We start from the raw sequence: 24,935 nt of genomic DNA, 5'->3' as shown, positions 1-24,935 counted from the left end.
TGGGGAGTCATTCGAGTGAAGCAAGGACGGACAGCAGCCGGTCGATCTCCTCAACGGTGTTGTACACATGCAGACTCACCCGCACCGAACCGGTCTTCTCGCCCGCGTCGCCCTGGCAGTGGTGGTCCGAACGGACCATGAAACCGTGGCTGAAGAGGATGAACCCCAGATCGCCCGAGTCGATGGCGCGGTGCCGCAGGGTGACGATGCCCTGGCGCCGCTGCACGGTCGAGTCGGCGGCCAGGCTCAGCGGGCAGCCGAGGACCTCGTAGGCGTCCAGCCGGCGCAGCCCCTCGGTGAGCCGGGCCGCCAGGGCGACCGTCCACTCCTCGACGCGCTCCGGACCGGCGGCGTCCAGCCAGTCCAGGGCCGCTTCGAGCGAGGCGATACCGACCGTGTTCGGGGTGCCGCTCCACCCGCCGGGCGTGAACGCCGGGCCGCGCTCCTGCCGGGCCCACACCGCCCCGGACCCGGGCAGGGCCAGCGCCTTGTGCCCGGAGAAGACGACGAAGTCGACGTCCAACTCCGCCACGGACACCGGCAGATGCCCGACACTCTGCGCCGCGTCCAGACAGATCACCGCGTCCGGGCCGACCGCCCGGCGGATGCGCTGCACGTTCATGTCGCCGCCGTAGACATGGTGCACATGGGTCGTGGCGACGAACCGCGTGCGCGGCCCGGCCCGTTCGGCCAGCGCGCGGTGGTCGTAGTCCCCGGAGCCGCTCTGGTACGGCATCGGCACCACCCGGATGTGCGTGCCCTCGCGGGCGAGCAGCCGCTGGGCCTCCCGCCAGGGCGCGATGTTGGCTTGGTGGTCGGCGTCCGGTACGACGATCTCGTCGCCGTCGCGCAGGAACCCCGGCAGCCAGTCGCGGGCGATCGTGCGCAGCCCCTCGCTCGTGCCGCTCGTGAAGTGGACGGCGGAGCGCTCCGGTTGCCGGTCCCCGAGGAACCGGGCGACGCGCTCGCGGGTGCGCTCGACCAGCTCGGTCGTCCGGTTGGCCCATGTGTAGGTGCCGCGTGCCGCGTTGGCGTTGCTGGTGGTGAGGTACCTCTGCACGGCGTCCAGCACGGCCTGCGGCTTCTGCGCCGTCGCCGCGCTGTCCAGGTACGCCAGCTCCGGGTGCGCGGTGACGATGGGGAACTGGGCGCGCAGCGCCTGCTGCCACGGGCGCAGATCATCACGGATCGCGGGTGCGGTCATGGCGGTCAGTCCCGCACCAGGGGCGCGCCCGCGTCCCGCCAGGCGATGATGCCGCCGGCCAGGCTGCGCACGTCGGGATGGCCCATCCGGGTCAGCAGCGCCGCGTACCGGGCGGACTGCTCGCCCACCGGGCACGCCAGCAGCACCGGCCGGCTCCGGCTGAACGGCAGTCCGCCCTGGAGGAGTTCGGCGAACAGCTCGTCGACGATGTTGACCGAGCCGTCGATGTGCAGCGCCGCGTACGCGTAGGGGCTGCGCAGGTCGACCACGAGCGGCCCCTCGGAGTCGAGCCACCGCCGGGCCTCGGCCACCGTGACCGACGGCGCCCCGCCGACCTCCGCCTCGGTGAGATCGGCCGGCGAGTTCTTCCGGGGCGGCCGGCCCAGCAGGTCGGGCCGCCGCTGCCGGACGTAGCTCAGATAGCTCTCCACGCGGTCGCAGACGATGAACACCGCCGTCCGGCGCTCGGTCAACTCCTCGTCGACCGCGCGCAGATGACGGACGGCCCCGTGGTAGGCGGCACCCCCGGTGGGCCCGCCCAGGATGCCGCAGCGGCGGTTCAGGGTGAGCATCCCCTCGATCGCCTCGTCGGAGCTGACCGACTCCATCGTGTCGTACGTCTCCGGGTCGAACAGGCCGACCTCCTGCACCTCGTCGATGGTGCGGATCCCGGGGATGAAGTCGGACTTGGCCGCGACCAGCCCGACCACCCGCACCGAGGGATCCTCCTCCCGCAGGGCGCGGGCCACGCCCGTGGAGGAACCGGCCGTGCCCACACAGGCGACGAACCAGTCCGGTACCCGGCCGTCCAGGTCCTTGACGATCTCCGGGCCGGTGCCGGTGAGGTGCGCCTCGGTGTTGCGCGGGTTGAAGTACTGGTCCGTGTGGAGGTGGGCGCTGCCGGAGGCGGACAGCGTGCGGTGGAAGAGGGTCAGCGGATCGTCCGTCGCGGTCGGGTCCAGGCACTCGCTCTGTCCCGGCAGCTCCTCGATCTGAGCGCCGAGCAGCAGCAGGAGGTCCTTGATCTCCGGCACCCGCATCCGGTTGGTGACGCTCTTGAAGCCGAGGCCGTGCATGCCCGCCAGGACCGCCAGTGCCTTCGCCGTGTTGCCGCTGGACAACTCCACGACCTGGCTGCCCTGTTCGACCGCCTCGGCCAGCAGCGGACGCGCCATGTTCCAGGCCGCCCGGTCCTTGACCGAGCCGAAGGGGTTGAGCATCTCCAGCTTCGCGAACAGGTCGATGTTGCGCAGGCCGTGCACGGCCGGGTCGATCCGTACCAGCGGGGTATTGCCTATCGCATCGGTGATGCTGTCGTACCTCACTGAGCTCCCCCCGAGGGCGTGATCGGCCAGAACTGCTCGTCCAGGCACCAGCGCCAGGCGTCGCCGTCCTGCCAGGCGGCGACCTTGCGGGAGGCGGGCTGGTGCTGGGCGCGGGTGGCGTGGAAGTCCATGGCGTAACCGGCGGTGTTGGCGAAGGCCAGCAGGTCGCCGGGGGCCGGGCGGCGCGGCAGGAACACCGTGCGCCGCGTGATCAGATCGGTCTCCAGGCACAGGCCGCCGAAGAGGTGCACGGCGACGGGCCCCCCGCCCGGCCCGGCTCCGCTTCTGGGGACGACGACCGGGTCCATCAGCACTCCGTGGTCCTCCAGGGCGATGTCGTCCGCCTTCGCGGCCAGCCGGACGAGCAGTGCGCCGTCCGCCTCCTGGGAGCGGACCTCCAGCACCCTCGCCAGCGTCAGCCCGCACTGGTCCAGCAGCGCCCGGCCGGGCTCGCTGTGCAGGTCGTACAGGTGCTCCAGCAGCAGGGAGGCCAGCGGGCGGCCGCCCAGCGAGGCGGCGGGCTGGGCGAGCAGTTCGTCGAGGTAGGCCGCGCCGGCGACGGACCGGTGGGCGGGGTAGAGGCCGAGCGCGCCGCGCAGGGTGCCGGACTCGCCTCGCAGCCCGTAGCCGTGCCCGCCCCAGGTCAGCGGCGGGCGGCGGCCCAGGACGGCGGCCGTGAGCGCGCTCGTGTACGCCTCCCACTGCTCCCGCTCGGCCAGGTAGCTGACGCCGAACCCGCCCCCGACGTCCACGGCCCGGGGCCGCAACCCCCGGCTCCGGCACGCCTCCAGGGCTGCCAGGGACCCTTCGAGGGCGGTCGCCTTCTCCGCGACGCTCGTGGTGTCCAGGTGGTAGGACACCCCCGTCGGCTCGACCGCGTCGCCGTGCCGCTCGACCGCTTTCAGCAGGGGATCCAACTCCCGTACGGGCGTACCGAACCGGCTGCGCCGGCTCAGCACCTTCACCCCCGACGTCTCGAAGCCCGACAGCCGCAGCAGCACCCGCACCGGGGCGAGCGCGTGCCCCCGCACCAGTGCGGCGAGCTGCTCCAGTTCGTCGACGCCGTCGACGCCGACCGTCACGCCCGTACGGGCCGCGAGCCACAGGAACTCGGGGTTCTTCGGACCCGTGGCCATGATCCGGTCGGGCGTGAAACCGGCCCCCAGCGCGTGCTGCAACTCGCCCAGCGACGCGACGTCCACGCCCGCGTCCGTGGCGGCGAGCCGGCGCAGCAGCGCGCTGGACCGGTTCGCCTTGTGGGCGTAGTAGATCTGGCCCGACAAGCGGTGTGCCCGGTACACGGACCGGAACCGCTCCAGGTTCTCGGCGATCTGGTCCGGCACCACGACGTGCAGGGGCGAGCCGAGCGCGTCGGTGAGCGAGTGCAGTGTCCCCGTCGCCGCCAGGAGCGACCCGAGCCGCGCTTCCAGTCGGGGTTCGAGATACAAGGGCCGGCCGTCCATGCGCGCTCCCTCCCCTGTAGCGGCTGCGCCCGGCATCCGGGCACGTCCGACACTCCCCGCGTTTCGCCGTATAGCCCATATCCATTCTTCGGTCGCTTTACGCCCTGTACGGCCCGGGCCTGTCCCCGCGCCGGTGTGAAGCGGATCACGGCCCGGCCGGGCGGCGCGCGCCGGGCGCGGGGCCGAGGCATCCGCCGTCCGGGCCGGGACTTCGCAGGCCGGGCCGGTGCGGCGGGGCCGTGCGGCCGAGGCGGCGGCCCTCCGCCGCGACGCGGAGCGGGATGCGGCCTCCAATGAGCGTCCCCTCAGGACGCAGAGGCCGGTCCGGCCGTGGCGGGCGGGTGCGCGCCGCTCCCTGACGCCCCGTGACGGGCCGGTGACATTCGGAACGAACCCGTAGCGGGTGTACGGGGCAACGTATGCGGGGGGTGACGGGTCGTAGTGGGTGCAAGGGCTGAAGCCCGCGCGATCACACGAAGACCATGGGGGAAAGCATGAACGTCCGTACTCGAGGCATCCGTACCACCGTGGCCGCGCTGGCGGCCGCCGCCGGTGTCGCCGCACTCGCCGTCCCGGCCGCTGCCGCCACCGCACCGGCTTCCGGCACACCCCGGTTCCTGGAGCCGGCCGAACTGCCGCCGCACCAGACCTCGCCCTGGTACGCCGGTCCCGTCACCGCCGGCCAGCCGGACCCGCTGCCGGCCTGCGTGGGCGACGCCCTGCCGTCCATCGCCTCCCACCGCTCGTACTGGACCGAGTACGACACCAACGCCCAGCAGATCACGGTCGTGGAGCGCAGTGAACAGCGGGCCAAGGACTTCGCGGCGCTGCTGCGCAAGGACCTCGCCGGCTGCGCGAAGAAGCTGATGGAGCAGGACCCCGACATCACGGCGACGCAGAGGAACTACGGCCGGCTGAACGTCGAGGAGGGTGCCCATGTCTACGGCATCCACACCGCCTCGGCGTGGGGTTCCTCCGACATCGGCCTGTTCTCGGTCGGCCGCGACGGCACGACCGTGACGGTCGTCCGCTGGGGCCAGATGGGCAACTTCCAGCACGCCCAGGTGTCCGACTTCAAGGCCACCACCGTCACGGCGGTCAACAAGCTGTACTGACAGCACTGGCAGTACCGGCAGAAACCGACGGGCTCAGTCGCGCCCGTCGTACACGAGAAGCCCGTCGTCGCGCAGCCGTGCGCCGGGCGTCGGCGCGTGGGCGCTGAGACGCCCGTCGTGCATGAGGTGGTGAGCCGGTACGCCCCGCGCGAGCACCGCGAAGTCGGCGATCAGCCGGCGGTGGCAGCGCCACCAGACCGCCTCGCTGCACATCACGGCGGTGCGGACGTGCGCGGCCTCGCGCAGCACCCGGTCCATCGCGGTGACGAACTCGGGCGTGCGGGTGTGGGCGGCGTAGCCGCGGAAGGAGGCGTTGCGCCAGACGGTGTCCGGGCTGTCCACGGGAGGGGTGCGGAACCCGCCGAGAGCGGGTTCCCACCGGTAGGCGATGCCGTGGCCCGGCAGCCACTCGGCGAGCCGCCGCCGCGACAGATCGGGGTCGCGGCGGCTGCCGGGAGCGGTCCGCACGTCCACGACGGCCGTGACACCGGCGTGGCCCAGCAACTCGGCGATCCGGTCCCGGTCGGCCGTGCTGTGCCCGAAGGTCAGCAGAGGCACGTCCACAGCGCCGGACTTTCCCGTTCTGGCGGTCCTACACCTGACACCCGGTCGATGACCGGGGCGCGGATCACCCCTGCCGCACCGGTACCACGACCATCTCCGCGACATTGACGTGCGGCGGTGCCGACACCGCGAAGGCGATGGCCTCGGCGATGTCCTCGGCGGCCAACGGCTCCACGCCGGTGCGCAGGCGGGACAGGGCCTCGCGCATCCCGAGGTCCTGCATGTCCGCCCCGAGTTCGGTGCCGGTCACGCCGGGCTCGATGTTCTTCACGCGGACACCGCGCGGTCCGAGTTCGGCCCGCAGGTTGCGGGTGAGATGGGCGACGGCCGCCTTGGTGGCGCAGTAGACGGACCAGTCGGGAAAGAGGGCGTGCCCGGCCACGGAGCCGACGTGGACCAGGTCCGCCGGTCCGCCGCGGGCGCCCGCGGCGAGGAGGTCGCCGGTGAAGGCGCGGGAGGTGTGCAGCAGGCCCCGCAGATTGACGTCGATCATGCGGTCCCACTCGTCGGCCCGGCCGCGTTCGAAGGGTGCGCCGAGCATGACGCCGGCGTTCGCGACGACCAGGTCGACGGCGCCGAGCGCCCCGGTGACGGCGCGGGCGGCCTCCGGCACGGCCCCGGCGTCGGTGAGATCGACGGCGACCGGCAGGACGGTTCCGGGAGCGTCGCGGCGCAGTTCCGCGGCCAGAGCCTTGAGGCGGTCCTCGCGGCGGCCCAGCAGCGCGACGCTCGCACCGCCGTCCGCCAGGCGGCGCGCCGTCGCGGCACCGATCCCGCTGGAGGCGCCGGTGACGACCGCGACCCGGCCGGTGAGGGGGAGGGAAGGGGAGGTGTGTGTCATGCCGTCCACCGTGCGTCCGCCGTGCACCCGTGACCAGGCCGCACCGTCCCGAGGAGAGCGGATCGTAGGAGTGGCGCGGCCACCTTGCGGGCTCCCACCGTCCCGCGGCCGGACCTACGGTGGACGGCATGAACAGCGACAACCGCCTCGGCCGGTTCCTCAGTGCCCGGCGTGCCCTGGTCACCCCCGAGGAGTCGGGGCTGCCGACCGGGAGCCGGCGCCGGGTGGCGGGCCTGCGCCGTGAAGAGGTCGCGATGCTGGCGGGGGTGAGCACCGACTACTACGTCCGCCTGGAACAGGGCCGGGAACGGCACCCCTCGGCGCAGGTGGTCGACGCGCTGGCCCGGGCCCTGCGCCTGGAGGACGACGCGGTCGACCACCTGCACCGGCTGGCACGCCCCGTCACCGCCCGCCCGCGTGGCCGTACGCGGCCCGAGCTGGTGAGCCCGGTCCTGCTGCGCATGATGGAGGGCTGGCACAGCACTCCGGCGGTGGTCCTGGGCCGCTGCCTGACCGTGCTGGCCCACAACGACCTGGGGCGTGGGCTGTTCGCCGGTCACACCCACAGCGGGGACCTGCTGCGGCTGGTCTTCCTCGACCCGGACGCGCGGGAGTTCTACCCGGACTGGGACCGCGTGGCGGTCAACACGGTGGCCGGGCTGCGGGCCGCCGCCGGGACCGGCCAGGACGACCCGCTGCTCATCGCGACCGTCGGCGAACTGTCGTTGAAGAGCGAGGAGTTCCGCCGGCTCTGGGCCCGCCACGACATCCGCCAGAAGACCCGTGAGACCAAGCGCTTCCGGCACCCGCAGGTCGGTGAACTGACGCTGGACTACGAGTCGCTCACCGTCAACAGCGCCCCCGGCCAGCAACTCGTCGTCTACCAGGCCGCCCCGGGCAGCCCGTCCGAACAGGCGCTCACCCTGCTGGGCAGCCTCGGCGCGGCCGAGCAGCACCCCACCGAAACCACTGCTGAATCAACCAAGGACTTTCGCACATGAACGACAGCACACCCGTCTGGCTCATCACCGGCTGCTCCACCGGCCTCGGCCGCGCCCTCGCCACCACCCTCCTCGAACGCGGCCACCGGGCGGCGGTCACCGCCCGCGATCCGCGCGCCGTCGCCGACCTGGCCGCCGACCACGGCGACCGGGCCCTCGCCCTGCCCCTCGACGTCACGGATCCCGCTCAGGTCGCCGAAGCCGTCGAACGGGCGGAAGCACGGTTCGGGCGGATCGACGTCCTGGTGAACAACGCCGGCTACGGCTATCTCGCCGCCGTCGAGGAAGGGGAGGACGCGGAGATCCGGGCCCTGTTCGACACCAACGTCTTCGGGCTCGTCGAGACCACCCGGGCCGTCCTGCCGGGCATGCGCGCCCGCCGGGCCGGTCACATCGTGAACATCTCCTCCCTCGGCGGCCTGGCGGCCTTCGGCGCCACCGGTTACTACCACGCCACCAAGTTCGCGGTGGAGGGACTGTCCGAGTCGCTCGCCGCCGAAGTCGCCCCGCTCGGCATCGGGGTGACGATCGTCGAGCCCGCCGCGTTCCGCACCGACTGGTCCGGCCCCTCCATGCGCCAGTCGGCCACCGAGATCGAGGACTACGCGGCGACCGCCGGCGCGCGCCGTGCCGCCACCCTGGCCACGTACGGCCACCAGCCGGGCGATCCGCTGCGGGCGGCCGCGGCCGTCATCGACGCCGTCGAGTCCCCCGAGCCCCCGTTGCGTCTGCTGCTGGGCAAGGCCGCGTACGACATCGCCACCGCGCGGCTGGACACGCTCCGGGCCGGCTTCGACACCTGGCGGGACGTCACCGTCGGCGCCGACTACCCGGCCGCCTGAACGGCTGAGTCCAGGCACTCGAACAAGCCAACCCGGCCCCAGCCTCTGGCGAGGCCCCTCCACTCGGGTGATGATTGAATCATTAACAAAATCGGAGGAGGACCCGTATGAGCATCGCCCTCGTGCGCAACCCGGGCGACGGCACCCTCTACCGCTACTACGGCAGCGTCCAGGAGCAGGTCGTGTCGAACTCCGAGACGAACGGAGTGGTCAGCGTTCTGCGACTGACCATGCGCCAGGCGGACGCGCCGCCCCTGCACACCCACAGCCGCGAGGACGAGAGCTGGGTCGTCCTGTCCGGCCGCGTCCGGTTCTGGGTCGGCTCGGCCTCACTCGACGCGTGCGACGTCCATGACGCCGAGCCGGGCGCCTACGTCTTCGGCCCCCGGTCGGTCCCTCACACCTTCCAGCCGCTCACCACGACGGCGGACATGCTGGTCATCAACAACCCCGGGGCCATCGAAGGCTACTTCCGGTCGATCGGCCCCGCCGACGCACGTCATGACACGGATCACGCCGAGATGCTGGCCCGGTACGGGGTGACACTCCTGGACGCCCCGCCGGCGCGGCCGCGTTCATCGTGACCCGCCTCCGCCGCTCAGATGTCCCGGCGGAGACCAGCGAACACGGTGACCCGCCGCAATGGGTGGTCGCAGGTGGCTGACCCGCGCGAATGACCAGGGGCGCCCCGATGGTGGCGTGCCGACGCCCGGTCCGCCGCGCCGGGCGTCGGCACACGGCTGCCGCGCTGCCTATTGCGCGAAGAAGGGTGAGCGGCCATTATCAGGAATCCTGTTATTTTAAAGTTGTAGCGAAAGGCGGCCGGGACATGCCATTGAGTCCCAGAATCCAGGCCAGAGGGATCCAGCTGCTGCTCGGTCGGATGATGGCGCGGGTCCACAAGGACCTGCGCTTCACGGACATCCCGAAGCGCACCGAAGCCCTCCGGGTGGAGACCGGCGCCGGCCCGGTGCCCTGCACGGTGTACCGCCCGCCGGCCGACACGAAGACCCCTGCCCCCGTGTACGTCAACTTCCACGGCGGCGGTTTCGTGGTCGGCCGCCCGGAACAGGACGACCACATCTGCCGCTACATAGCCGCCACGGTCGGCTGTGTCGTGATCAACGTGGACTACGCCGTCGCCCCGCAGCGGCAGTTTCCGGTGCCCGTCACCCAGGCGTACGACGTCACCGCGTGGGTCGCCGGCAACGGTCCCGCAGGCGGCTGGGACGGCTCACGCCTTGCCGTGGGCGGACACAGCGCCGGGGCCAACCTGACGGCCGCGGTCTGCCGCATGGCCCGGGACCGCGGAACCTTCACGCCCCGGCTCCAGATCATCGACTCCGCACCGCTCGATCAGGTCGCCGACCCGGCCACCAAGCAGTCACTCATCGCCAAGCCGCTGCTCAGCCCCCAGCTCATGCGGGTCTTCACGGCCGCCTACGTCCCCGACCCCGCCCACCGTGCCGATCCCCTTGTCTCACCCGCACTGGCCGACGACCTCGCCGGACTCCCTCCCGCCCTGGTCATCACCGCCGAGAACGACCGCCTCCGCGACGAGGGCGACGCCTACGCCAAGGCTCTGGAGGCCGCCGGCGTTCCGGTCGTCCACCGTGTCTTCGAGGGAGTCGATCACTACTTCACCCACACCGGTCCGGTACCGGAGGGGAAAGCCGCCATCGACATGATGGCCACCACCTTGCGCACCGCACTCAGTCTCTGATGTCAGCCGATCGAGGCAGGCGCATCACGGAGCAGGAGGTCGCCCAACGGCAGGGAGCAGCGTGAAGGTTCTCCCGTGCCGTAGGCGAAGTGTCTGACGCGTTATCGCTGGCGGCTGCCGCCAGGCCGGTATAGCGTGGTGACTCAGCAGTCGTGGTTCCGAAGTCCCGTTCGCCCGTGATCGCATCACGGGCGTTCTTGCTGTTCAGCGCCTCTCCGGACCAGGGCGATCACCTCCCGGGCACGCAAGGTGCGAGCACGGTTTTCCCTCGAAGGAGACAGTCATGGCCAAGGGCACAGTCAAGTGGTTCAACAGCGAGAAGGGCTTCGGCTTCATCGAGCAGGAGGGCGGCGGCCCCGACGTCTTCGCCCACTACTCCAACATCGCCAGCACGGGCTACCGTGAGCTGCAGGAAGGCCAGAAGGTGGAGTTCGACGTCACCCAGGGCCAGAAGGGCCCGCAGGCGGAGAACATCCGCCCCGCCTGATCAGGCAGCCTCGACAAGGCCCGGCTTCCCTTCGGGGGCCGGGCCTTTTCGACCCCGGATTCACGCTCCGGAAGCACGCGCACTTCCTGCCCCGTGCCGGTGCGCGCGGCTGCGCGGTCATCGACACGGTTTTCGCCTGGCGGCCCGCCGTTCAGATGTCCCGGAAGATCTCGATCTGCGCCCCGATCGAGTTCAGCCGCTCCGCCAGGTCCTCGTAACCCCGGTTGATGACATACACGTTGCGCAGCACCGACGTGCCCTCCGCCGCCATCATCGCCAGCAGGACGACCACCGCGGGGCGCAGGGCCGGCGGGCACATCATCTCGGCGGCGCGCCAGCGGGTCGGGCCCTCCACCAGGACGCGGTGGGGGTCGAGCAACTGCAGCCGGCCGCCCAGGCGGTTCAGGTCCGTCAGGTAGATCGCGCGGTTGTCGTAGACCCAGTCGTGGATGAGGGTCTTGCCCTGGGCGACCGCCGCGATGGCCGCGAAGAACGGGACGTTGTCGATGTTCAGGCCGGGGAACGGCATGGGGTGGATCTTGTCGATCGGCGCCTCCAGCTTGGAGGGCCGGACGGTGAGGTCCACCAGCCGGGTGCGGCCGTTGTCGGCGAAGTACTCGGGCGTGCGGTCGTGGTCGAGGCCCATCTCCTCCAGGACCGCGAGCTCGATCTCCAGGAACTCGATGGGCACGCGGCGCACCGTCAGCTCCGACTCCGTCACCACGGCCGCGGCCACCAGGCTCATCGCCTCGACCGGGTCCTCGGAGGGGGAGTAGTCCACGTCGACGTCGATGGTCGGCACGCCGTGCACGGTGAGCGTGGTGGTGCCGATGCCGTCGACCTTGACGCCGAGGGCCTCCAGGAAGAAGCACAGGTCCTGGACCATGTAGTTGGAGGAGGCGTTGCGGATGACGGTCGTGCCGTCGTGCCGGGCGGCGGCGAGCAGCGCGTTCTCGGTCACCGTGTCGCCGCGCTCGGTCAGCACGATGGGGCGGTCGGGACGCACCGAGCGGTCGACCATCGCGTGGTACTGGCCCTCGGTGGCGGCGATGTCGAGACCGAACCGGCGCAGCGCGATCATGTGCGGCTCGACCGTGCGCGTACCGAGGTCGCAGCCGCCGGCGTAGGGCAGCTTGAAGTGGTCCATGCGGTGCAGCAGCGGACCGAGGAACATGATGATGGAGCGGGTGCGGCGGGCCGCGTCCGCGTCGATGGCCGCCAGGTCCAGCTCGGCGGACGGCACGATCTCCAGGTCGACACCGTCGTTGATCCACCGCGTGCGGACGCCGATCGAGCCCAGCACCTCCAGGAGGCGGTACACCTCCTCGATGCGGGCGACGCGGCGCAGCACCGTGCGCCCCTGGTTGAGCAGTGAGGCGCACAGCAGTGCGACGCACGCGTTCTTGCTCGTCTTGACGTCGATGGCGCCGGAGAGACGGCGCCCGCCGACGACCCGCAGGTGCATCGGACCGGCGTAGCCGAGCGACACGATCTCGCTGTCGAGAGCCTCCCCGATGCGCGCGATCATCTCAAGGCTGATGTTCTGGTTGCCGCGCTCGATCCGGTTCACGGCGCTCTGGCTGGTTCCGAGCGCATCCGCCAGCTGCGACTGGGTCCAGCCCCGGTGCTGCCGGGCGTCACGGATGAGCTTGCCGATGCGTACGAGGTAATCGTCTGCCATGCGGTTGAGGTTATCTCAGATATGAGATGGCACCCGGCTGGGGGGCCCATTCGGGTGACGGGAGGTCAATCCTCCCTGGTGGCTTCAGGGTCGGCGACTCGTGCGCGTGCGTCGCCACCCGAAAGGTCCGGGCAAATCCATGGATGTCGTACGACGTCCCGTACTGCTGCGGGTGTAACGCGGGCCGTTCTTTCCGCCGCCGGTCGTGATGGACCAGGAGCGCTTGTTGATGTTCAGGCGCACCCCCGGAAGGATCCGGAAACTCTTGCGGAACGTGAGCGGCATGCCTGTCTCCCCTCCGTTTGCGGTGTGGACTCCTGGTTCGGATACCCCGGAGAGGGGTCGGCATGACCGCATGGCGGACGCCGGGGCATGACCTACCGGCCCCGGTGTACTAGAGTTATCTCGACATCGAGATATCTGCCGGGGAGCACCGCAGCCGCCAGCCCCGGTAAGGCGTGCCTAACTTAGCCTTACCTTAGCGGATCGGCCGAGATGCCGTGGCGGCAGGATCGTGGTGGTACGCGCACATCAATGAAGGAGACTGTCGTGTCGGCGAACAGCTTCGACGCCCGCAGCACGCTGCAGGTGGGCGACGAGTCGTACGAGATCTTCCGGCTGGACAAGGTGGAGGGCTCGGCCCGCCTTCCGTACAGCCTCAAGGTCCTGCTGGAGAACCTGCTCCGCACCGAGGACGGCGCGAACATCACCGCCGACCACATCCGTGCCCTCGGCGGATGGGACTCGCAGGCCCAGCCCAGCCAGGAGATCCAGTTCACGCCGGCCCGCGTGATCATGCAGGACTTCACCGGCGTGCCCTGTGTCGTGGACCTCGCGACCATGCGTGAGGCCGTGAAGGAGCTGGGCGGCGACCCGGCGAAGGTCAACCCCCTCTCCCCGGCCGAGCTGGTCATCGACCACTCCGTCATCGCCGACAAGTTCGGCACCAACGAGGCCTTCGCGCAGAACGTCGAGCTGGAGTACGGCCGCAACAAGGAGCGCTACCAGTTCCTGCGCTGGGGCCAGACCGCCTTCGACGACTTCAAGGTCGTCCCGCCCGGCACCGGCATCGTCCACCAGGTGAACATCGAGCACCTGGCGCGCACGGTCATGGTGCGTAACGGCCAGGCGTACCCCGACACCCTCGTCGGCACCGACTCGCACACCACCATGGTCAACGGCCTGGGTGTCCTCGGCTGGGGCGTCGGCGGCATCGAGGCCGAGGCCGCCATGCTCGGCCAGCCGGTCTCCATGCTCATCCCGCGCGTCGTCGGCTTCAAACTCACCGGTGAGCTCACGCCCGGCACCACCGCCACCGACCTCGTGCTGACCATCACCGAGATGCTGCGCAAGCACGGCGTGGTCGGCAAGTTCGTCGAGTTCTACGGCGAGGGCGTCGCCGCCACCTCCCTGGCCAACCGTGCCACCATCGGCAACATGTCGCCGGAGTTCGGCTCGACCGCCGCGATCTTCCCGATTGACGACGAGACGATCAAGTACCTCAAGCTCACCGGCCGTTCCGAGCAGCAGCTCGCCCTCGTCGAGGCGTACGCCAAGGAGCAGGGCCTCTGGCTGGACCCGGCCGCCGAGCCCGACTTCTCCGAGAAGCTGGAGCTCGACCTGTCGACGGTCGTGCCCTCCATCGCCGGCCCGAAGCGCCCGCAGGACCGCATCGTCCTCGCCGAGGCCGCCCAGCAGTTCGCGAAGGACGTCCTCAACTACGTCGACGCGCCCGTCGCCCAGCAGGCCGCCGCCTCGGCCTCCCCGGTCGACGAGGCGAGCGCCGAGTCCTTCCCGGCGTCCGACGCCCCGGCCTACGGCAGCCAGGAGAACGGCGCCGGCGCCCCGCAGCACGCCGACGGCACCGGTGCCGCCGTCCCGTCGAACCCGGTCACCGTCACCGCCCCCGACGGTACGAAGTACGAGCTGGACCACGGCGCGGTGACGGTCGCGGCCATCACCTCCTGCACCAACACCTCCAACCCGTACGTCATGGTCGCCGCCGCGCTGGTGGCCAAGAAGGCCGTGGAGAAGGGCCTGACCCGCAAGCCGTGGGTCAAGACCACCCTCGCCCCGGGCTCCAAGGTCGTCACCGACTACTTCGAGAAGGCGGGCCTGACCCCGTACCTCGACAAGGTCGGCTTCAACCTCGTCGGCTACGGCTGCACCACCTGCATCGGCAACTCCGGCCCGCTGCCGGAGGAGGTCTCCAAGGCCGTCAACGACCACGACCTCGCGGTCACCTCGGTCCTCTCCGGCAACCGGAACTTCGAGGGCCGGATCAACCCCGACGTCAAGATGAACTACCTGGCGTCCCCGCCGCTGGTCGTGGCCTACGCGCTCGCCGGTTCCATGAAGGTGGACATCACCCGTGACGCCCTGGGCACCGACCAGGACGGCAACCCCGTCTTCCTGAAGGACATCTGGCCCTCCGAGGCCGAGGTGAACGAGGTCGTCGCCAACGCCATCGGCGAGGACATGTTCTCCAAGTCCTACTCGGACGTCTTCGCGGGCGACGCCCAGTGGCAGGCGCTGCCGATCCCGACCGGCAACACCTTCGAGTGGGACCCGCAGTCCACTTACGTGCGCAAGCCCCCGTACTTCGAGGGCATGACGATGGAGACCACCCCGGTCTCCGACATCTCCGGCGCCCGCGTGCTGGCCAAGCTGGGCGACTCGGTCACCACCGACCACATCTCCCCGGCCGGTGCCATCAAGGCCGACACCCCGGCCGGCAAGTACCTCACGGAGCACGGCGTCGAGCGCCGCGACTTCAACAGCTACGGCTCGCGCCGGGGCAACCACGAGGTCATGATCCGCGGCACGTTCGCCAACATCCGCCTGCGCAACCAGATCGCGCCGGGCACCGAGGGCGGCTACACGCGTGACTTCACGCAGGAGGGCGGCCCGGTCTCCTTCATCTACGACGCCTCGCAGAACTACCAGGCCGCCGGCATCCCGCTGGTCGTCCTGGCCGGCAAGGAGTACGGCTCCGGCTCGTCCCGCGACTGGGCCGCCAAGGGCACCGCGCTCCTGGGCGTCAAGGCCGTCATCGCCGAGTCGTACGAGCGCATCCACCGCTCGAACCTCATCGGCATGGGCGTCCTTCCGCTGCAGTTCCCGGAGGGCCAGTCCGCCGAGTCCCTCGGCCTGACCGGTGAGGAGGCCTTCTCCATCTCCGGCGTCACCGAGCTCAACGAGGGCACCACCCCCCGCACGGTGAAGGTCACCACCGACACCGGCGTCGAGTTCGACGCGGTCGTCCGCATCGACACCCCCGGTGAGGCGGACTACTACCGCAACGGCGGCATCATGCAGTACGTGCTGCGCAGCCTGATCCGCAAGTAAGCGGACCTGTAAGGCAGTTCAGCGAAGTACGAGGGCCGCGTCCCCGGGTGACCGGGGGCGCGGCCCTCGCCTTGGTGCGGGTCCTGGCACCGGGTCACTCGCCCCGGTACTTCGCCGCCGCCGCGTGGGCGAGGTCCTGCGACTTCTCCAGGGCCTTGTCCACCGACTGCTGCCCGGCGATGGCCGCGGCGATCTGCTCGGAGACCGCCGTACCGAGCACGGCGAACTCGGGGATGCCGAGGAAGCCGATACCGCTGTAGGGGCGGGGGCCGACGCCGGGGTTCTTCGGGTCGGCGGAGTCGGTCGCCGCCGTGTACTCCTGCCGGTACCAGGCGTCGGCCGCCTGCTGGTACTGGGGGTTGGAGTAGAGCGACTTGCGGTTCCCGGCGGGCGCCGCGGTCCAGCCCACCTCCCGCCCGACCAGCTCCTGGTACTCCTTGGAGGAGGCCCAGGAGATGAACTCCCAGGCGGCGTCCTTGTTCCCGGCCGCCTGCTGGATGCCCCACGCCCAGGTCCACAGCCAGCCGGCCTTCTCGGTCCGGTCGTGCGGGGCCGGGACGTAGCCGACCTTGCCCTTGACCGCGGAACCGTCGGCCTCGATCGACGAGGCCAGCGACGTGGCGTCGTACATCATGGCGCACTTGCCCTGGACGAACCTGTCGAGGATCTCCAGCACGCCCATCCGGTGGGCGCCGGGCTGACCGTGGGAGCGGAGCAGGCCGACGTAGAACCCGACGGCCCTCCTGAACTCGGGTGAGGTCAGGCGCGCGTTCCAGTCCGTGTCGTACCAGGCGCCGCCGAAGGTGTTGACGACCGTGTTGAGGGGGGCGAGGTTCTGGCCCCAGCCGGGCAGGCCGCGCAGGCAGATGCCGCTCGCGCCGTCGGTGCCGTCGACCTGGGCGGCGAGGTCGGCGACCTGCTGCCAGGTCGGGTTCGGCGGCATGGTCAGGCCGTCCTTGCGGAAGAGGTCCTTGCGGTACATCAGGAAGGAACCCTCGCCGTAGAACGGCTCGGCGTAGAGCTTGCCGTCCTCGCCGGTCAGTGAGGCCACCAGGTTGGGGAAGACGTCCTCCTGGTCGAAGTCCTCGTCCGCCTTGACATAGGAGTCCAGCGGGGCGAGCCAGCCGTTGTCCGCGTAGATCGGCACCTCGTACGCGCTCACGCTCGCCACGTCGTAGGTGCCGGCCTGGGTCGCGAACTCGCGGTTCATCCGGTCCCGCGCCTCGTTCTCCGGCAGGAGGGTGTAGTCGACCGTGATGCCCGTCTGCGTGGTGAAGTGCCTCTTGGTGAGCTTCTTCAGGGTCTGCATCTGGGACGCGTCCATCGCGAGCACGCTGATGTCGGCCTGCTCGTCGCCGGGCGCGTCCGTGTCACCGCATCCGGCGAGGACCAGGCCTGCGACAGCCGTGGCGGCCACGGCCGCCCGGGCGAGGCGGCTGCGTTTCATGACACTCCGGCCCTTACCCATCTTTGCCGTTTCGTAGGCATTTCGGGACAAATGTATTACTCAGGAACGGCCCCGTCGGGCCGCCGCGCGTCTGGAGAGCGCGTCGGCCGCGACGGCGGCCAGCAGCACCCCACCCGTGATCATGAACTGCACGGCGTCCTCCACCCCCAGGAGCCCCATGCCGGAGGCGACCGACTGGATGACCAGCACACCGAGCAGCACGGACCAGGGCGAGCCACGGCCGCCGAACAGGCTCGTACCGCCGATGACCGCCGCCGCGATCGCGTTGATCAGCAGCATCCCGGAGCCGGCCGCCCGCGCCGTCGTGGGGCTCGCCGAGGTCAGGCCCGAGGCCACGAACAGCCCGCCGATCGCGGCCAGCGTCCCCGACACCATGAACATCGCGACCCGCACCCGCTCCACCGAGATGCCCGCCCGGCGCGCCGCCTCGACCCCGCCGCCGAGCGCGTACACCCGCCGCCCGTACCGCGTTCGGCGCAGCACGTAGTCCGAGACGACGAGAACCACCAGGAAGATCAGCAGCGCCAGCGGCAGCCCCTGGAACCGGTTCAGCGTGTAGGCGGCGCTGAAGGCGAGCGCCGCGAGGACACCGGTGCGCACCCAGATCTCGACCGGCGGCCGGTACGGCATCCCGGCGGCCCGGTGCCGGGCACGCTTGTGGTGGGCGGCCAGGACGTACCCGGCCGTACCGAGCGCCGCCACCGCGTAGGCCGCGATGTCGTCCCCGAAGTGCCGGCTGGTCAGGGAGGCGACCAGACCCTCCTCGTCGATGTTGATCGTGCCGCTCGCGCCCAGCAGGTCGAGCGTCAGGCCGTTCCAGATCAGCAGCCCCGCGAGGGTCACGACGAACGCGGGCACGCCGAGCCAGGCGAAGAAGAACCCGTGGAAGGCGCCCACCGCCATGCCCCCGGCGATCGCGACGAGCACCGCGAGCCCCTCCGGCATCCCGTGGTTCACGTTCAGCACGGCGAACACGGCACCCGCCAGGCCGCTGACCGAACCGACCGACAGATCGATCTCCCGGATCAGCAGCACGAACACGATGCCGACGGCGACGAGGCCGGTCCCGACGATGTCCACGCTGATGTTGGACAGGTTCCGCGGCGAGAGGAAGTTGTCGTCCAGCCCCTGGAAGAGGCACCAGATCACGATCAGCCCGGCGATCACCAGGAGCGGCCCGCGCTCGCCGTCCCGCACACTGCCGCGCATCTCCAGGGCGTAGCGCCGCAGCGTGCCGGACCAGCCGCCGGTGCGCGGCGGACGGCCGGACTCGACCGGCGTCCCGGCGCCACCGCCCGGCGCGGTCGGCCCGCCGCCGCGGTGCGGCCCGCCCCCGGTCACGGCCAGGCCTCCTCGTCGCCCTTCGTGCGATGTGCCACGGCGTTGTCCGCCGCCCCGGTGACGGACGAGATGATCTGCTCCTGCGTCACGGTGCTCACGTCGAACAGACCGTTGTTGCGGCCGAGGCGCAGCACGGCGACCCGGTCCGCGACGGCCTTGATGTCGCCCATGTTGTGGCTGATGAGGATGATCGCCATACCGCGGTCGCGCACCTCCTCGATGAGGTCGAGCAGATGGCTGGTCTGCTCGACGCCCAGGGCGGCGGTGGGCTCGTCGAGCAGCAGGACCTTGGGCGCGCCCATGAGCGAGCGGGAGATCGCGACGGCCTGCCGCTGCCCGGCGGACAGCGCCGCGACCGGCATCCGCACGTCGGGGATACGGATCGACAGGGTCCGCATCAGGTCGCGGGCCCGGCGTTCCATCTCCACCTCGTCGAGGATGCCCACCCGGTCGATCTCCCGGCCGAGGAAGAGATTGCCCACGACGTCGAGGTTGTCGCACATGGCGAGGTCCTGGTATACGGTCGCGATGCCCAGGGCGTGGGCGTCGTGGGGGCGTTTGATCTGCACCAGGTGCCCCTCCCACTCGATGACGCCCCGGTCGGCGGGGCTGACGCCCGAGATCACCTTGATCAGCGTGGACTTGCCGGCGCCGTTGTCGCCCGCCAGGGCCACGACCTCACCGGCCCGGACCTGGAGATCGACGTCCACGAGCGCCTGCACGCCACCGAACCGCTTGGAGATGCCGCGCAACGCCAGTACGGGCGGATGGGCCACGGGGATCACCTCCCTCACCGGGTGAGCCCGATCCGGTCGCAGGCCGATTCGAGCTTAGGGATGCAGATCTGGTCGATCGTGTAGACGCCGTCCCGGACGAGCGTCTGCCCGATGGACTCGGCCGTCACGGAGACCGGGTCGAGCAGCACCGCCGGGACGTCCGGGGTGGTGGGGCTGTCCACGGTCGTCGTGACGAGGGCGTCGACGTCGTTGCCGCGCGCCAGGGCGACGGCCATGGCGGAGGCCGCCTCGGTCTCCTGCCGGAAGGGCTTGTAGACGGTCATGTACTGCTCGCCCTTGACGATGCGCCGCACGGCGTCGAGGTCGGCGTCCTGGCCGGTGACCGGGGGCAGCGGCGAGACACGGGCGCTCTTGAGCGCCGCGATGGCACCGGCGGCGATCGAGTCGTTGGCCGCGAGCACGCCGTCGATCTGGCTCGGGCCAAGGGCGCTGATCGCGGCGGACATGTGGTCGTGCGCGTTCTCCGTGCGCCAGCCCAGGGTGTTGTACGACTTGAGGACCCGCACCTTGTCCTGGAGCACGGACCGGGCCCCGTCCTCGTACCAGGCGGCGTTGGGACTGGAGGGGTCGCCGTTCACCATGACGACGCCGCCGCCGTCGGCCCTGGCACCCATGCCCTTCAGCAGTCCCTCGCCCTGGAGTCTGCCGACCCGGTCGCCGTCGAAACTGACGAAACCCGAGATCGGGCCTTCGGCGAGCCGGTCGTAGGCGACGACCGGGATGCCCGCGCTGTCGGCCGCGCGGACCGACGAGCGCAGCGCCTTGGGATCGACGACGTCAAGGATCAGGGCGGCCACACCCCGGGTGATCATGGAGTTCATCTGCTGCCGCTGGCTCGCCGCGTCGTTCTCCGCGTTGGCGTACAGGACCCGGCAGTCGGGGCACAGCTCCTTCACCCGCCTCTCGATCATGGGCTTGTCGGACTGCTCCCAGCGGGGCACCGCGCGGCTCGGCAGCAGCAGCCCGACGGTGAACGCGCCCCCGCCCTGGCCGCCGTCCTCGCTGCAGCCGGCCAGCGCCACCGCCATGACGGCCGCGACGAGCCCGGCCCCCATTCGCCACCTACGGCCCCTCATCCCGTCCCTCCCTCCTGGATCCGGCGTCGTCCTCGGCGGCATCCCGGCCCAGGGCTTGGCCCTGGTTCGCGATGGTGTCCAGGCGTCCGTCCTGGCTTTGGGCCTGATCGCGGTCCGGGTGCTGGGCTCGGTTGCTGTCCGGGAGCTGGGCTCCGTTCGGGTTCGGGTTGCGGTCGTGGCCCCGGGCATCGTTGGTGTCCGGGGCGCTGCCCTCGCCCGGGTCCTGATCGCGGGCACGGTCCCGGTTCCGCCCCGATCCGGTGGTCTGGCCTTCGCCCGGGTTCCGGTTTCGGTCCTGGGCCCGGTCGTCGTGGCTGTCCGGGGCGCTGCTCTCGCCCGGGTCCTGATCGCGGTCGCGGACTCGGTCCCGGTCCCGGTCCCGGTTCCGGCTTCGGCCTGAGCCCCTGGTGCCTCCGCTTCGGTCGCGGGTTCGGCCCATGACCCAGTCTCGGCTTCGGCCGCCCCAGCCCCGGTCCCGGGGCGGCTGTGGTGCCTCCGTCGGCACGATCGCCGGCTCCGCCTCCGGCGCCGGTTCCGCTTCCGGTTCGCCGTCCGCCTCCGGGCGGGACACGACGATCTCGCTCCACACCTGCTTGCCGCCGCCGACCGGCACCGAGCCCCACGCCGCCGACAGCGCCTCGACCAGGAAGAGCCCACGGCCGCCGGTCGACTCCCAGTCGACGACCACCGGTTTGGCCGGCGCCCGCGGCGAGGAGTCGCTCACGGTCACCCGCAGCCGATCCGCGGCCAGGGTCAGGTCCAGCCGGAGCGCGCCCTGCGTGTGCACCAGCGCGTTGGTCACCAGTTCCGACACCACCAGCAGCACGGTGTCGGCCTCGTCCACCACGCCCCACGACCGCAGCGTGCGCGCGCTGAACCGGCGGGCGTGCATGACCGCGTCCGGCAGCCGCCACACCACCCAGCCCGCCCGCACCGGCCGTACCCGCATCCCGTCGTAGCGCAGCAGCAGCAACGCCACGTCGTCCTCCCGGCGCCCGGCCTCGCCCAGCAGGTCGTCGGCCATCCGTCCCGGGTCGGCGGGGTCCGCCGCGGCGAGCAGCTCGCGCACGATCCGCATGCCCTCGTCCAGGTCCAGTTCGGCCGACTCGACCAGGCCGTCCGTCACCAGCGCGAGCACCGAGCCGGGCGCCAGCGCCAGCGCCGTCAGCGGGAACTCCGCGTCCTCCAGCACGCCCAGCGGAAGCCCGCCCTCGACCGCGATCTCCTCCGTGCCGCCGTCGGGATGACGCACCAGCGGGGACAGATGCCCGGCCCGCACGAACAGCGCGTTGCCCTCCTCCATGTCCAGCTCGGCATAGCAGCACGTGGCGAACAGGTCGGTCTCCATGCCGACGAGCAGCCGGTTGGCGTGCGCGACGACCACGTCCGGCGGATGACCCTCCACCGCGTAGGCCCGGACCGCCGTGCGCATCTGGCCCATGATCGTCGCGGCCCCGGCACTGTGCCCCTGCACATCCCCGATGACCAGGGCGACCTTCCCCTCCGACAGGGCGATCACGTCGTACCAGTCGCCGCCCACCTGGAGCCCGCGCCGGGCGGGCAGATAGCGGGCCACGGCGATGCCGCCGGGCAGCTGGGGGAGACGGCGCGGCAGCAGGCTGCGCTGCAGCATCGTCGCGAGTTCCTGCTCGGCGTCGTAGGCGTGCGCGCGGATCAGGGCCTGCCCCACGAGCCCCGCGGTCGCCGTCAGCAGGGCCCGCTCCTCGGGCGCGAACTCGTGCGGCGCGTCCCAGCCGACCAGGCACACCCCGGCCACCCGGCTCTTCGCCGGCAGCGGCAGCACCGCGAGCCCGCCGGGGCCGATCCCCGCGAGCCCGGGTTCCAGCGCGGTACCCGCCGGCCACAGGCTCATGCGCCCGTCCCGCAACGCGGTATGGAGCGTGGGCAGGGCCGTGACCGGCGCGTCGGGCCACTCCGAGCGCCACTCGGAACGCCACAGTTCCGGCCAGGCACCGGCACCCGGCGGATCGAGCACGGTGACCGCCAGCCGGTCCTCCAGCAGCTCGGCGAGCGCCACCCGGTCGGCGCCCAGCGGCTCGCGCAGCGCGGCGACCACCACGCGGCTGACGTCCCGGACGGTCGTGGCGTCGTCGAGCGCGGCCGTCAGCCACTGGATCCGGGCGACGTCGCTGGCGCTCCGCCGCAGCACCGGGGCAGCGGTCACCACGCCCAGCACCCGCTCCGGGGCGCCGTCGGGCCCCTTCAGCACCCGGCAGCTCAGGCGCAGCCAGCACAGTTCACCGGTGGCCCGGCGGGTCCGGAACTCCAGTTCCCGGCGCCCGGGGGTCTGCGGAGAGGGTTCGATGACCGACAGCAGCGCAGGGACGTCCTCCGGGAGGCTGTACGAGAGCAGGGTGTCGGTCTTGCCGTCGAAGCCGCCCTCGGGGATGCCGACCAGTTCGAGCAGGGCCGGGTCGGTCTCGACCAGCCCGGTGCCGGGTGTCAGGGCGAAGGACCCCACCCCCAGGGCACGCAGCGCGGAATCCAGCAGGGGGGAGGGGGCGGACCGGTCGGCCTCTCCCCGGAGCCGCCCGGAGACCGCCTCGGCGTACCGCTCCAGGAACTCCCGCTGCTCGGCGCCGAACCCCTCCCCGGACTCTCCCGCCACGGCCAGGCATCCCATCCACCCGCCGGCGGAGCCCAGCGGCACCGCCCCGAGCGGCGCGCCCGTGGCCCCGCCCTCCTGCCGGCCCGCGAGCCACAGCGGCCGGCCGCTCCGGAAGGCCTCGACCACGGCGGACCCGCTGTCCCCGGACACCGCCGCATAGCCAGGCGCCGGGGTGGGCGAGGTGCCCCCGCCGTGCCGCACCCTGCCCGGCAGCCCGTACCGCTCCGGCTCGGCACCGGCGGACTCCACCAGCTGGAGCTCCGCTCCGTCCTCGCTCCGTACGTACACCGCCGCCATCGCCACTCCGGCGAACGCCAGGACCCGCTCCCGCGCGGCGGACTCCGGCGTGGGGCGAGGCGAACCGGCGCCCCCGTTCCCCGGCGCCCGAAGACCGGGAACCGCGGCCCGGGCGTCGCCGTGATGGGGCATGTCCGCATCCACCTCCCGTCCATGCCGCGGCCACCGGCAGGTGGGAGTCCCCGGAACTCAGGCGACGACGACGCGGCGGATCCACGCCCACGTGAGCGGCAGGACACCCTCACAACAGAATCGCACACCTGGATAACAGCGACATATGGGATGAGGCAGGGGATCGGCCGGAGGACCGGCCAGGGGACGGCGCCGCCCAGGGCGACGGGCCGCTCCCGGACCAGGAGACCGGCTGATGAGCCACGGGAAGCGTGAGCAGCCTGCTGCAGCGAACGGGCCCGGTGACCGACGTCCACCGGGCCCGCCCGCAGTGGTGGTTCAGCCGACCCGGCAGGGCAGGCTCGTCGTACTGTCACCGCCCGAGCCCGAGACGGTGTACCCGAACGTCGCGCTCCTGCCCGGAGCGAGGGAGCCGTTCCAGCCGGCGTTGTGGACCATCACCGACTGGCCGTTGTAGGTGGCGTTGCCGCTCCACAAGCTCTCGATCTTCTGGCCCGACGGCAGCGTCCAGTCGACCATCCAGCCGAGCATCGGGACGGTGCCGGTGTTGGTGACGGTCACCTCGGACTGGTAGCCGCCGTTCCAGCTGCCGGTCGTCTTGCGGGTGGCCGTGCAGGTGCCGGGAACCGGCTCGGACGGGGTTCCCGGCTGCTTGATGCCGGTCACCTCGCCTTTGCCGCCGTCGAAGACGACGTCCGAGCAGGAGTAGAAGGTCTCCTGGCTGTCGGAGCGCTGCCAGACCATGTAGATGATGTGGCGGCCCGACTTGCCCTCGGGGAGCTTGCCGGTCCAGGCGTAGTTGGCCTCGACCGTGCCCGGGGAGCCGTTCAGCGGCGGGTGGTCGACGCTCAGGAACGGCCGCTCCTCCATGTCGTTCCAGGTGAGGGTCTTCGTCGGGTCGAAGCCGTCCTTGGTGATGTAGACGTAGAACCAGCCCGGGTGCGCCGCCCAGGCGTTGTACGAGAAGTCGACCGTCGCGCCCGAGGTGAGGTGGGTGAGCGGCCAGTCCTTGCTGGGCGTGTTGAACCCGGTGAAGTTGGTGTTGCCGCCGCTGCACAGCTCGCCGTCCGGTACGAAGCCCCGGGTGCGGCCGGCGCCGTCCGAGCGCAGCACCGAGAACCAGTTGTAGAACGGCGTGGTGCCGCTGACCTGCTGCGCGGCCCGGCACGCCGGGTTGACCGGCTTGATCTCGCCGGTGTCGGTCAGACCGTCCTGCCAGCACAGGAAGGTACGGCTGCCGGGCTTCATGGGCGTGCCGTGCGCCTCCGCCTCGCCACCGGCCGACATGACCAGGCCGAGGGCCGGAACGGTGACGAGGAGGGAGAGCAGGACCAGGAAGAGGGCTCTGGCCCGGGCGGAGAGCGCTGATCGGGGCGTGGGGGATCCCCCCGCGTTTCTTGTCAGGATCATGACAGCATCGTCCGTTCCTCGAGGTACGGGCCTGTGGATGCGTGTACGCGGATGCGCGGGGTGGGGGCACTCGAGGGCGGGTTCCGGTCCACCGTTATGGGAGCGCTCCCACCCCGCTGCTGCGGAAGTTAGCGCCGTACCGCGCGATTGTCTACGGCTGCGGCGCAGACCAACCGGCGTCGGATTGTGTG

19 protein-coding genes and 1 pseudogene are annotated in these 24,935 nt (G+C 71.4%); 7 read left to right on the top strand and 13 right to left on the bottom strand.

The window, feature by feature from the left end; genetic code table 11:
• Window positions 1-7: 7 nt before the first annotated feature.
• The 3 genes from ACIBL4_RS24005 to ACIBL4_RS23995 are packed head-to-tail and all read right to left on the bottom strand — an operon-like array spanning window position 8 to window position 3,992.
• The gene (locus ACIBL4_RS24005) at window positions 8-1,204 is read right to left on the bottom strand and encodes an aminotransferase class V-fold PLP-dependent enzyme (protein ID WP_399413270.1); all 1,197 of its coding nucleotides are present in this window, start codon (window positions 1,202-1,204) and stop codon (window positions 8-10) included.
• A gap of 5 nt (window positions 1,205-1,209) precedes the next feature.
• Entirely contained in the window at window positions 1,210-2,529 is a 1,320-nt protein-coding gene (locus tag ACIBL4_RS24000; protein WP_399413268.1) for a pyridoxal-phosphate dependent enzyme, read from the bottom strand.
• Complete coding sequence (locus ACIBL4_RS23995; RefSeq protein ID WP_399413267.1) at window positions 2,526-3,992, bottom strand: Y4yA family PLP-dependent enzyme; 1,467 nt, start codon at window positions 3,990-3,992, stop codon at window positions 2,526-2,528. The genes ACIBL4_RS24000 and ACIBL4_RS23995 overlap by 4 nt, the downstream gene beginning before the upstream one ends.
• A gap of 482 nt (window positions 3,993-4,474) precedes the next feature.
• On the opposite strand from ACIBL4_RS23995, the gene ACIBL4_RS23990 reads away from it, so the two are divergent.
• Window positions 4,475-5,107, top strand: coding sequence for a hypothetical protein (locus ACIBL4_RS23990; RefSeq protein WP_399413265.1), 633 nt, complete (start codon window positions 4,475-4,477; stop codon window positions 5,105-5,107).
• Window positions 5,108-5,140: 33 nt separating this feature from the next.
• On the opposite strand, the gene ACIBL4_RS23985 is transcribed toward ACIBL4_RS23990, so the two are convergent.
• A complete protein-coding gene (locus tag ACIBL4_RS23985) occupies window positions 5,141-5,671 on the bottom strand; it encodes a DUF488 family protein (protein WP_399413263.1) in 531 nt (176 codons plus the stop codon).
• Between the two features lie 64 nt (window positions 5,672-5,735).
• A complete protein-coding gene (locus ACIBL4_RS23980; RefSeq protein ID WP_399413261.1) occupies window positions 5,736-6,512 on the bottom strand; it encodes an SDR family oxidoreductase in 777 nt (258 codons plus the stop codon).
• Between the two features lie 128 nt (window positions 6,513-6,640).
• On the opposite strand from ACIBL4_RS23980, the gene ACIBL4_RS23975 reads away from it, so the two are divergent.
• From ACIBL4_RS23975 to ACIBL4_RS23955, 5 genes are all read left to right on the top strand, one after another.
• A complete protein-coding gene (locus tag ACIBL4_RS23975) occupies window positions 6,641-7,513 on the top strand; it encodes a helix-turn-helix transcriptional regulator (protein ID WP_399413259.1) in 873 nt (290 codons plus the stop codon).
• Window positions 7,510-8,355, top strand: coding sequence for an oxidoreductase (locus ACIBL4_RS23970; protein ID WP_399413256.1), 846 nt, complete (start codon window positions 7,510-7,512; stop codon window positions 8,353-8,355). Before ACIBL4_RS23975 ends, ACIBL4_RS23970 begins: the two co-directional genes overlap by 4 nt.
• Window positions 8,356-8,462: 107 nt before the next feature.
• Complete coding sequence (locus ACIBL4_RS23965) at window positions 8,463-8,939, top strand: cupin domain-containing protein (protein WP_399413254.1); 477 nt, start codon at window positions 8,463-8,465, stop codon at window positions 8,937-8,939.
• A 245-nt stretch (window positions 8,940-9,184) separates the two neighbouring features.
• Window positions 9,185-10,078 carry an alpha/beta hydrolase gene (locus ACIBL4_RS23960; protein ID WP_399413252.1) on the top strand — a complete coding sequence of 298 codons (894 nt, stop codon included), beginning with the start codon at window positions 9,185-9,187 and terminating at the stop codon, window positions 10,076-10,078.
• A gap of 283 nt (window positions 10,079-10,361) precedes the next feature.
• Complete coding sequence (locus ACIBL4_RS23955) at window positions 10,362-10,565, top strand: cold-shock protein (RefSeq protein WP_399413250.1); 204 nt, start codon at window positions 10,362-10,364, stop codon at window positions 10,563-10,565.
• Window positions 10,566-10,716: 151 nt separating this feature from the next.
• Here ACIBL4_RS23955 and ACIBL4_RS23950 read toward each other — a convergent pair whose 3' ends face one another.
• Window positions 10,717-12,246, bottom strand: a complete 1,530-nt coding sequence (locus ACIBL4_RS23950) for a helix-turn-helix domain-containing protein (protein ID WP_399413248.1) — start codon at window positions 12,244-12,246, stop codon at window positions 10,717-10,719.
• An 84-nt stretch (window positions 12,247-12,330) separates the two neighbouring features.
• On the bottom strand, window positions 12,331-12,531 hold the full coding sequence (locus ACIBL4_RS23945) for a DUF4236 domain-containing protein (protein WP_086602445.1): 201 nt from the start codon (window positions 12,529-12,531) through the stop codon (window positions 12,331-12,333).
• A 264-nt stretch (window positions 12,532-12,795) separates the two neighbouring features.
• Here ACIBL4_RS23945 and ACIBL4_RS23940 point away from each other — a divergent pair, with 264 nt between their 5' ends.
• Window positions 12,796-15,594 carry an aconitate hydratase gene (locus ACIBL4_RS23940; protein WP_399413245.1) on the top strand — a complete coding sequence of 933 codons (2,799 nt, stop codon included), beginning with the start codon at window positions 12,796-12,798 and terminating at the stop codon, window positions 15,592-15,594.
• Window positions 15,595-15,688: 94 nt separating this feature from the next.
• Here ACIBL4_RS23940 and ACIBL4_RS23935 read toward each other — a convergent pair whose 3' ends face one another.
• The 6 genes and pseudogenes from ACIBL4_RS23935 to ACIBL4_RS23910 form a co-directional block, all read right to left on the bottom strand.
• Window positions 15,689-17,041 carry an ABC transporter substrate-binding protein gene (locus tag ACIBL4_RS23935; RefSeq protein WP_399413243.1) on the bottom strand — a complete coding sequence of 451 codons (1,353 nt, stop codon included), beginning with the start codon at window positions 17,039-17,041 and terminating at the stop codon, window positions 15,689-15,691.
• Between the two features lie 60 nt (window positions 17,042-17,101).
• Entirely contained in the window at window positions 17,102-18,409 is a 1,308-nt protein-coding gene (locus tag ACIBL4_RS23930; protein ID WP_399413513.1) for a sugar ABC transporter permease, read from the bottom strand.
• Complete coding sequence (locus tag ACIBL4_RS23925) at window positions 18,400-19,179, bottom strand: ATP-binding cassette domain-containing protein (RefSeq protein ID WP_399413241.1); 780 nt, start codon at window positions 19,177-19,179, stop codon at window positions 18,400-18,402. Before ACIBL4_RS23925 ends, ACIBL4_RS23930 begins: the two co-directional genes overlap by 10 nt.
• A gap of 14 nt (window positions 19,180-19,193) precedes the next feature.
• Window positions 19,194-20,255, bottom strand: a complete 1,062-nt coding sequence (locus ACIBL4_RS23920) for a substrate-binding domain-containing protein (protein ID WP_399413239.1) — start codon at window positions 20,253-20,255, stop codon at window positions 19,194-19,196.
• Between the two features lie 570 nt (window positions 20,256-20,825).
• Window positions 20,826-23,334 (bottom strand): annotated as a pseudogene (locus tag ACIBL4_RS23915) (SpoIIE family protein phosphatase); the annotation flags it as partial.
• Window positions 23,335-23,652: 318 nt separating this feature from the next.
• Window positions 23,653-24,744, bottom strand: a complete 1,092-nt coding sequence (locus ACIBL4_RS23910) for a lytic polysaccharide monooxygenase (RefSeq protein WP_399413237.1) — start codon at window positions 24,742-24,744, stop codon at window positions 23,653-23,655.
• Between the last annotated feature and the right edge of the window lie 191 nt (window positions 24,745-24,935).

Origin of the sequence: Streptomyces sp. NPDC050416 (assembly GCF_044458845.1) — a bacterium.
In the GTDB taxonomy this organism is placed as follows: Bacteria; Actinomycetota; Actinomycetes; order Streptomycetales; family Streptomycetaceae; genus Streptomyces.
This window is presented reverse-complemented; position numbering and strand designations above follow the sequence as displayed.

What these genes read in the sequence shown, in the direction of transcription:
- ACIBL4_RS23955 (WP_399413250.1), top strand. Translation starts at nt 10,362, where the DNA reads ATGGCCAAGGGCACAGTCAAGTGGTTCAACAGCGAGAAGGGCTTCGGC.
- ACIBL4_RS23935 (WP_399413243.1), bottom strand. Translation starts at nt 17,041, where the DNA reads ATGAAACGCAGCCGCCTCGCCCGGGCGGCCGTGGCCGCCACGGCTGTC.
- ACIBL4_RS23965 (WP_399413254.1), top strand. Translation starts at nt 8,463, where the DNA reads ATGAGCATCGCCCTCGTGCGCAACCCGGGCGACGGCACCCTCTACCGC.
- ACIBL4_RS23960 (WP_399413252.1), top strand. Translation starts at nt 9,185, where the DNA reads ATGCCATTGAGTCCCAGAATCCAGGCCAGAGGGATCCAGCTGCTGCTC.
- ACIBL4_RS23920 (WP_399413239.1), bottom strand. Translation starts at nt 20,255, where the DNA reads ATGGGGGCCGGGCTCGTCGCGGCCGTCATGGCGGTGGCGCTGGCCGGC.
- ACIBL4_RS23980 (WP_399413261.1), bottom strand. Translation starts at nt 6,512, where the DNA reads ATGACACACACCTCCCCTTCCCTCCCCCTCACCGGCCGGGTCGCGGTC.
- ACIBL4_RS23970 (WP_399413256.1), top strand. Translation starts at nt 7,510, where the DNA reads ATGAACGACAGCACACCCGTCTGGCTCATCACCGGCTGCTCCACCGGC.
- ACIBL4_RS23910 (WP_399413237.1), bottom strand. Translation starts at nt 24,744, where the DNA reads ATGATCCTGACAAGAAACGCGGGGGGATCCCCCACGCCCCGATCAGCG.
- ACIBL4_RS23995 (WP_399413267.1), bottom strand. Translation starts at nt 3,992, where the DNA reads ATGGACGGCCGGCCCTTGTATCTCGAACCCCGACTGGAAGCGCGGCTC.
- ACIBL4_RS23990 (WP_399413265.1), top strand. Translation starts at nt 4,475, where the DNA reads ATGGGGGAAAGCATGAACGTCCGTACTCGAGGCATCCGTACCACCGTG.
- ACIBL4_RS23975 (WP_399413259.1), top strand. Translation starts at nt 6,641, where the DNA reads ATGAACAGCGACAACCGCCTCGGCCGGTTCCTCAGTGCCCGGCGTGCC.
- ACIBL4_RS23950 (WP_399413248.1), bottom strand. Translation starts at nt 12,246, where the DNA reads ATGGCAGACGATTACCTCGTACGCATCGGCAAGCTCATCCGTGACGCC.
- ACIBL4_RS23945 (WP_086602445.1), bottom strand. Translation starts at nt 12,531, where the DNA reads ATGCCGCTCACGTTCCGCAAGAGTTTCCGGATCCTTCCGGGGGTGCGC.
- ACIBL4_RS24005 (WP_399413270.1), bottom strand. Translation starts at nt 1,204, where the DNA reads ATGACCGCACCCGCGATCCGTGATGATCTGCGCCCGTGGCAGCAGGCG.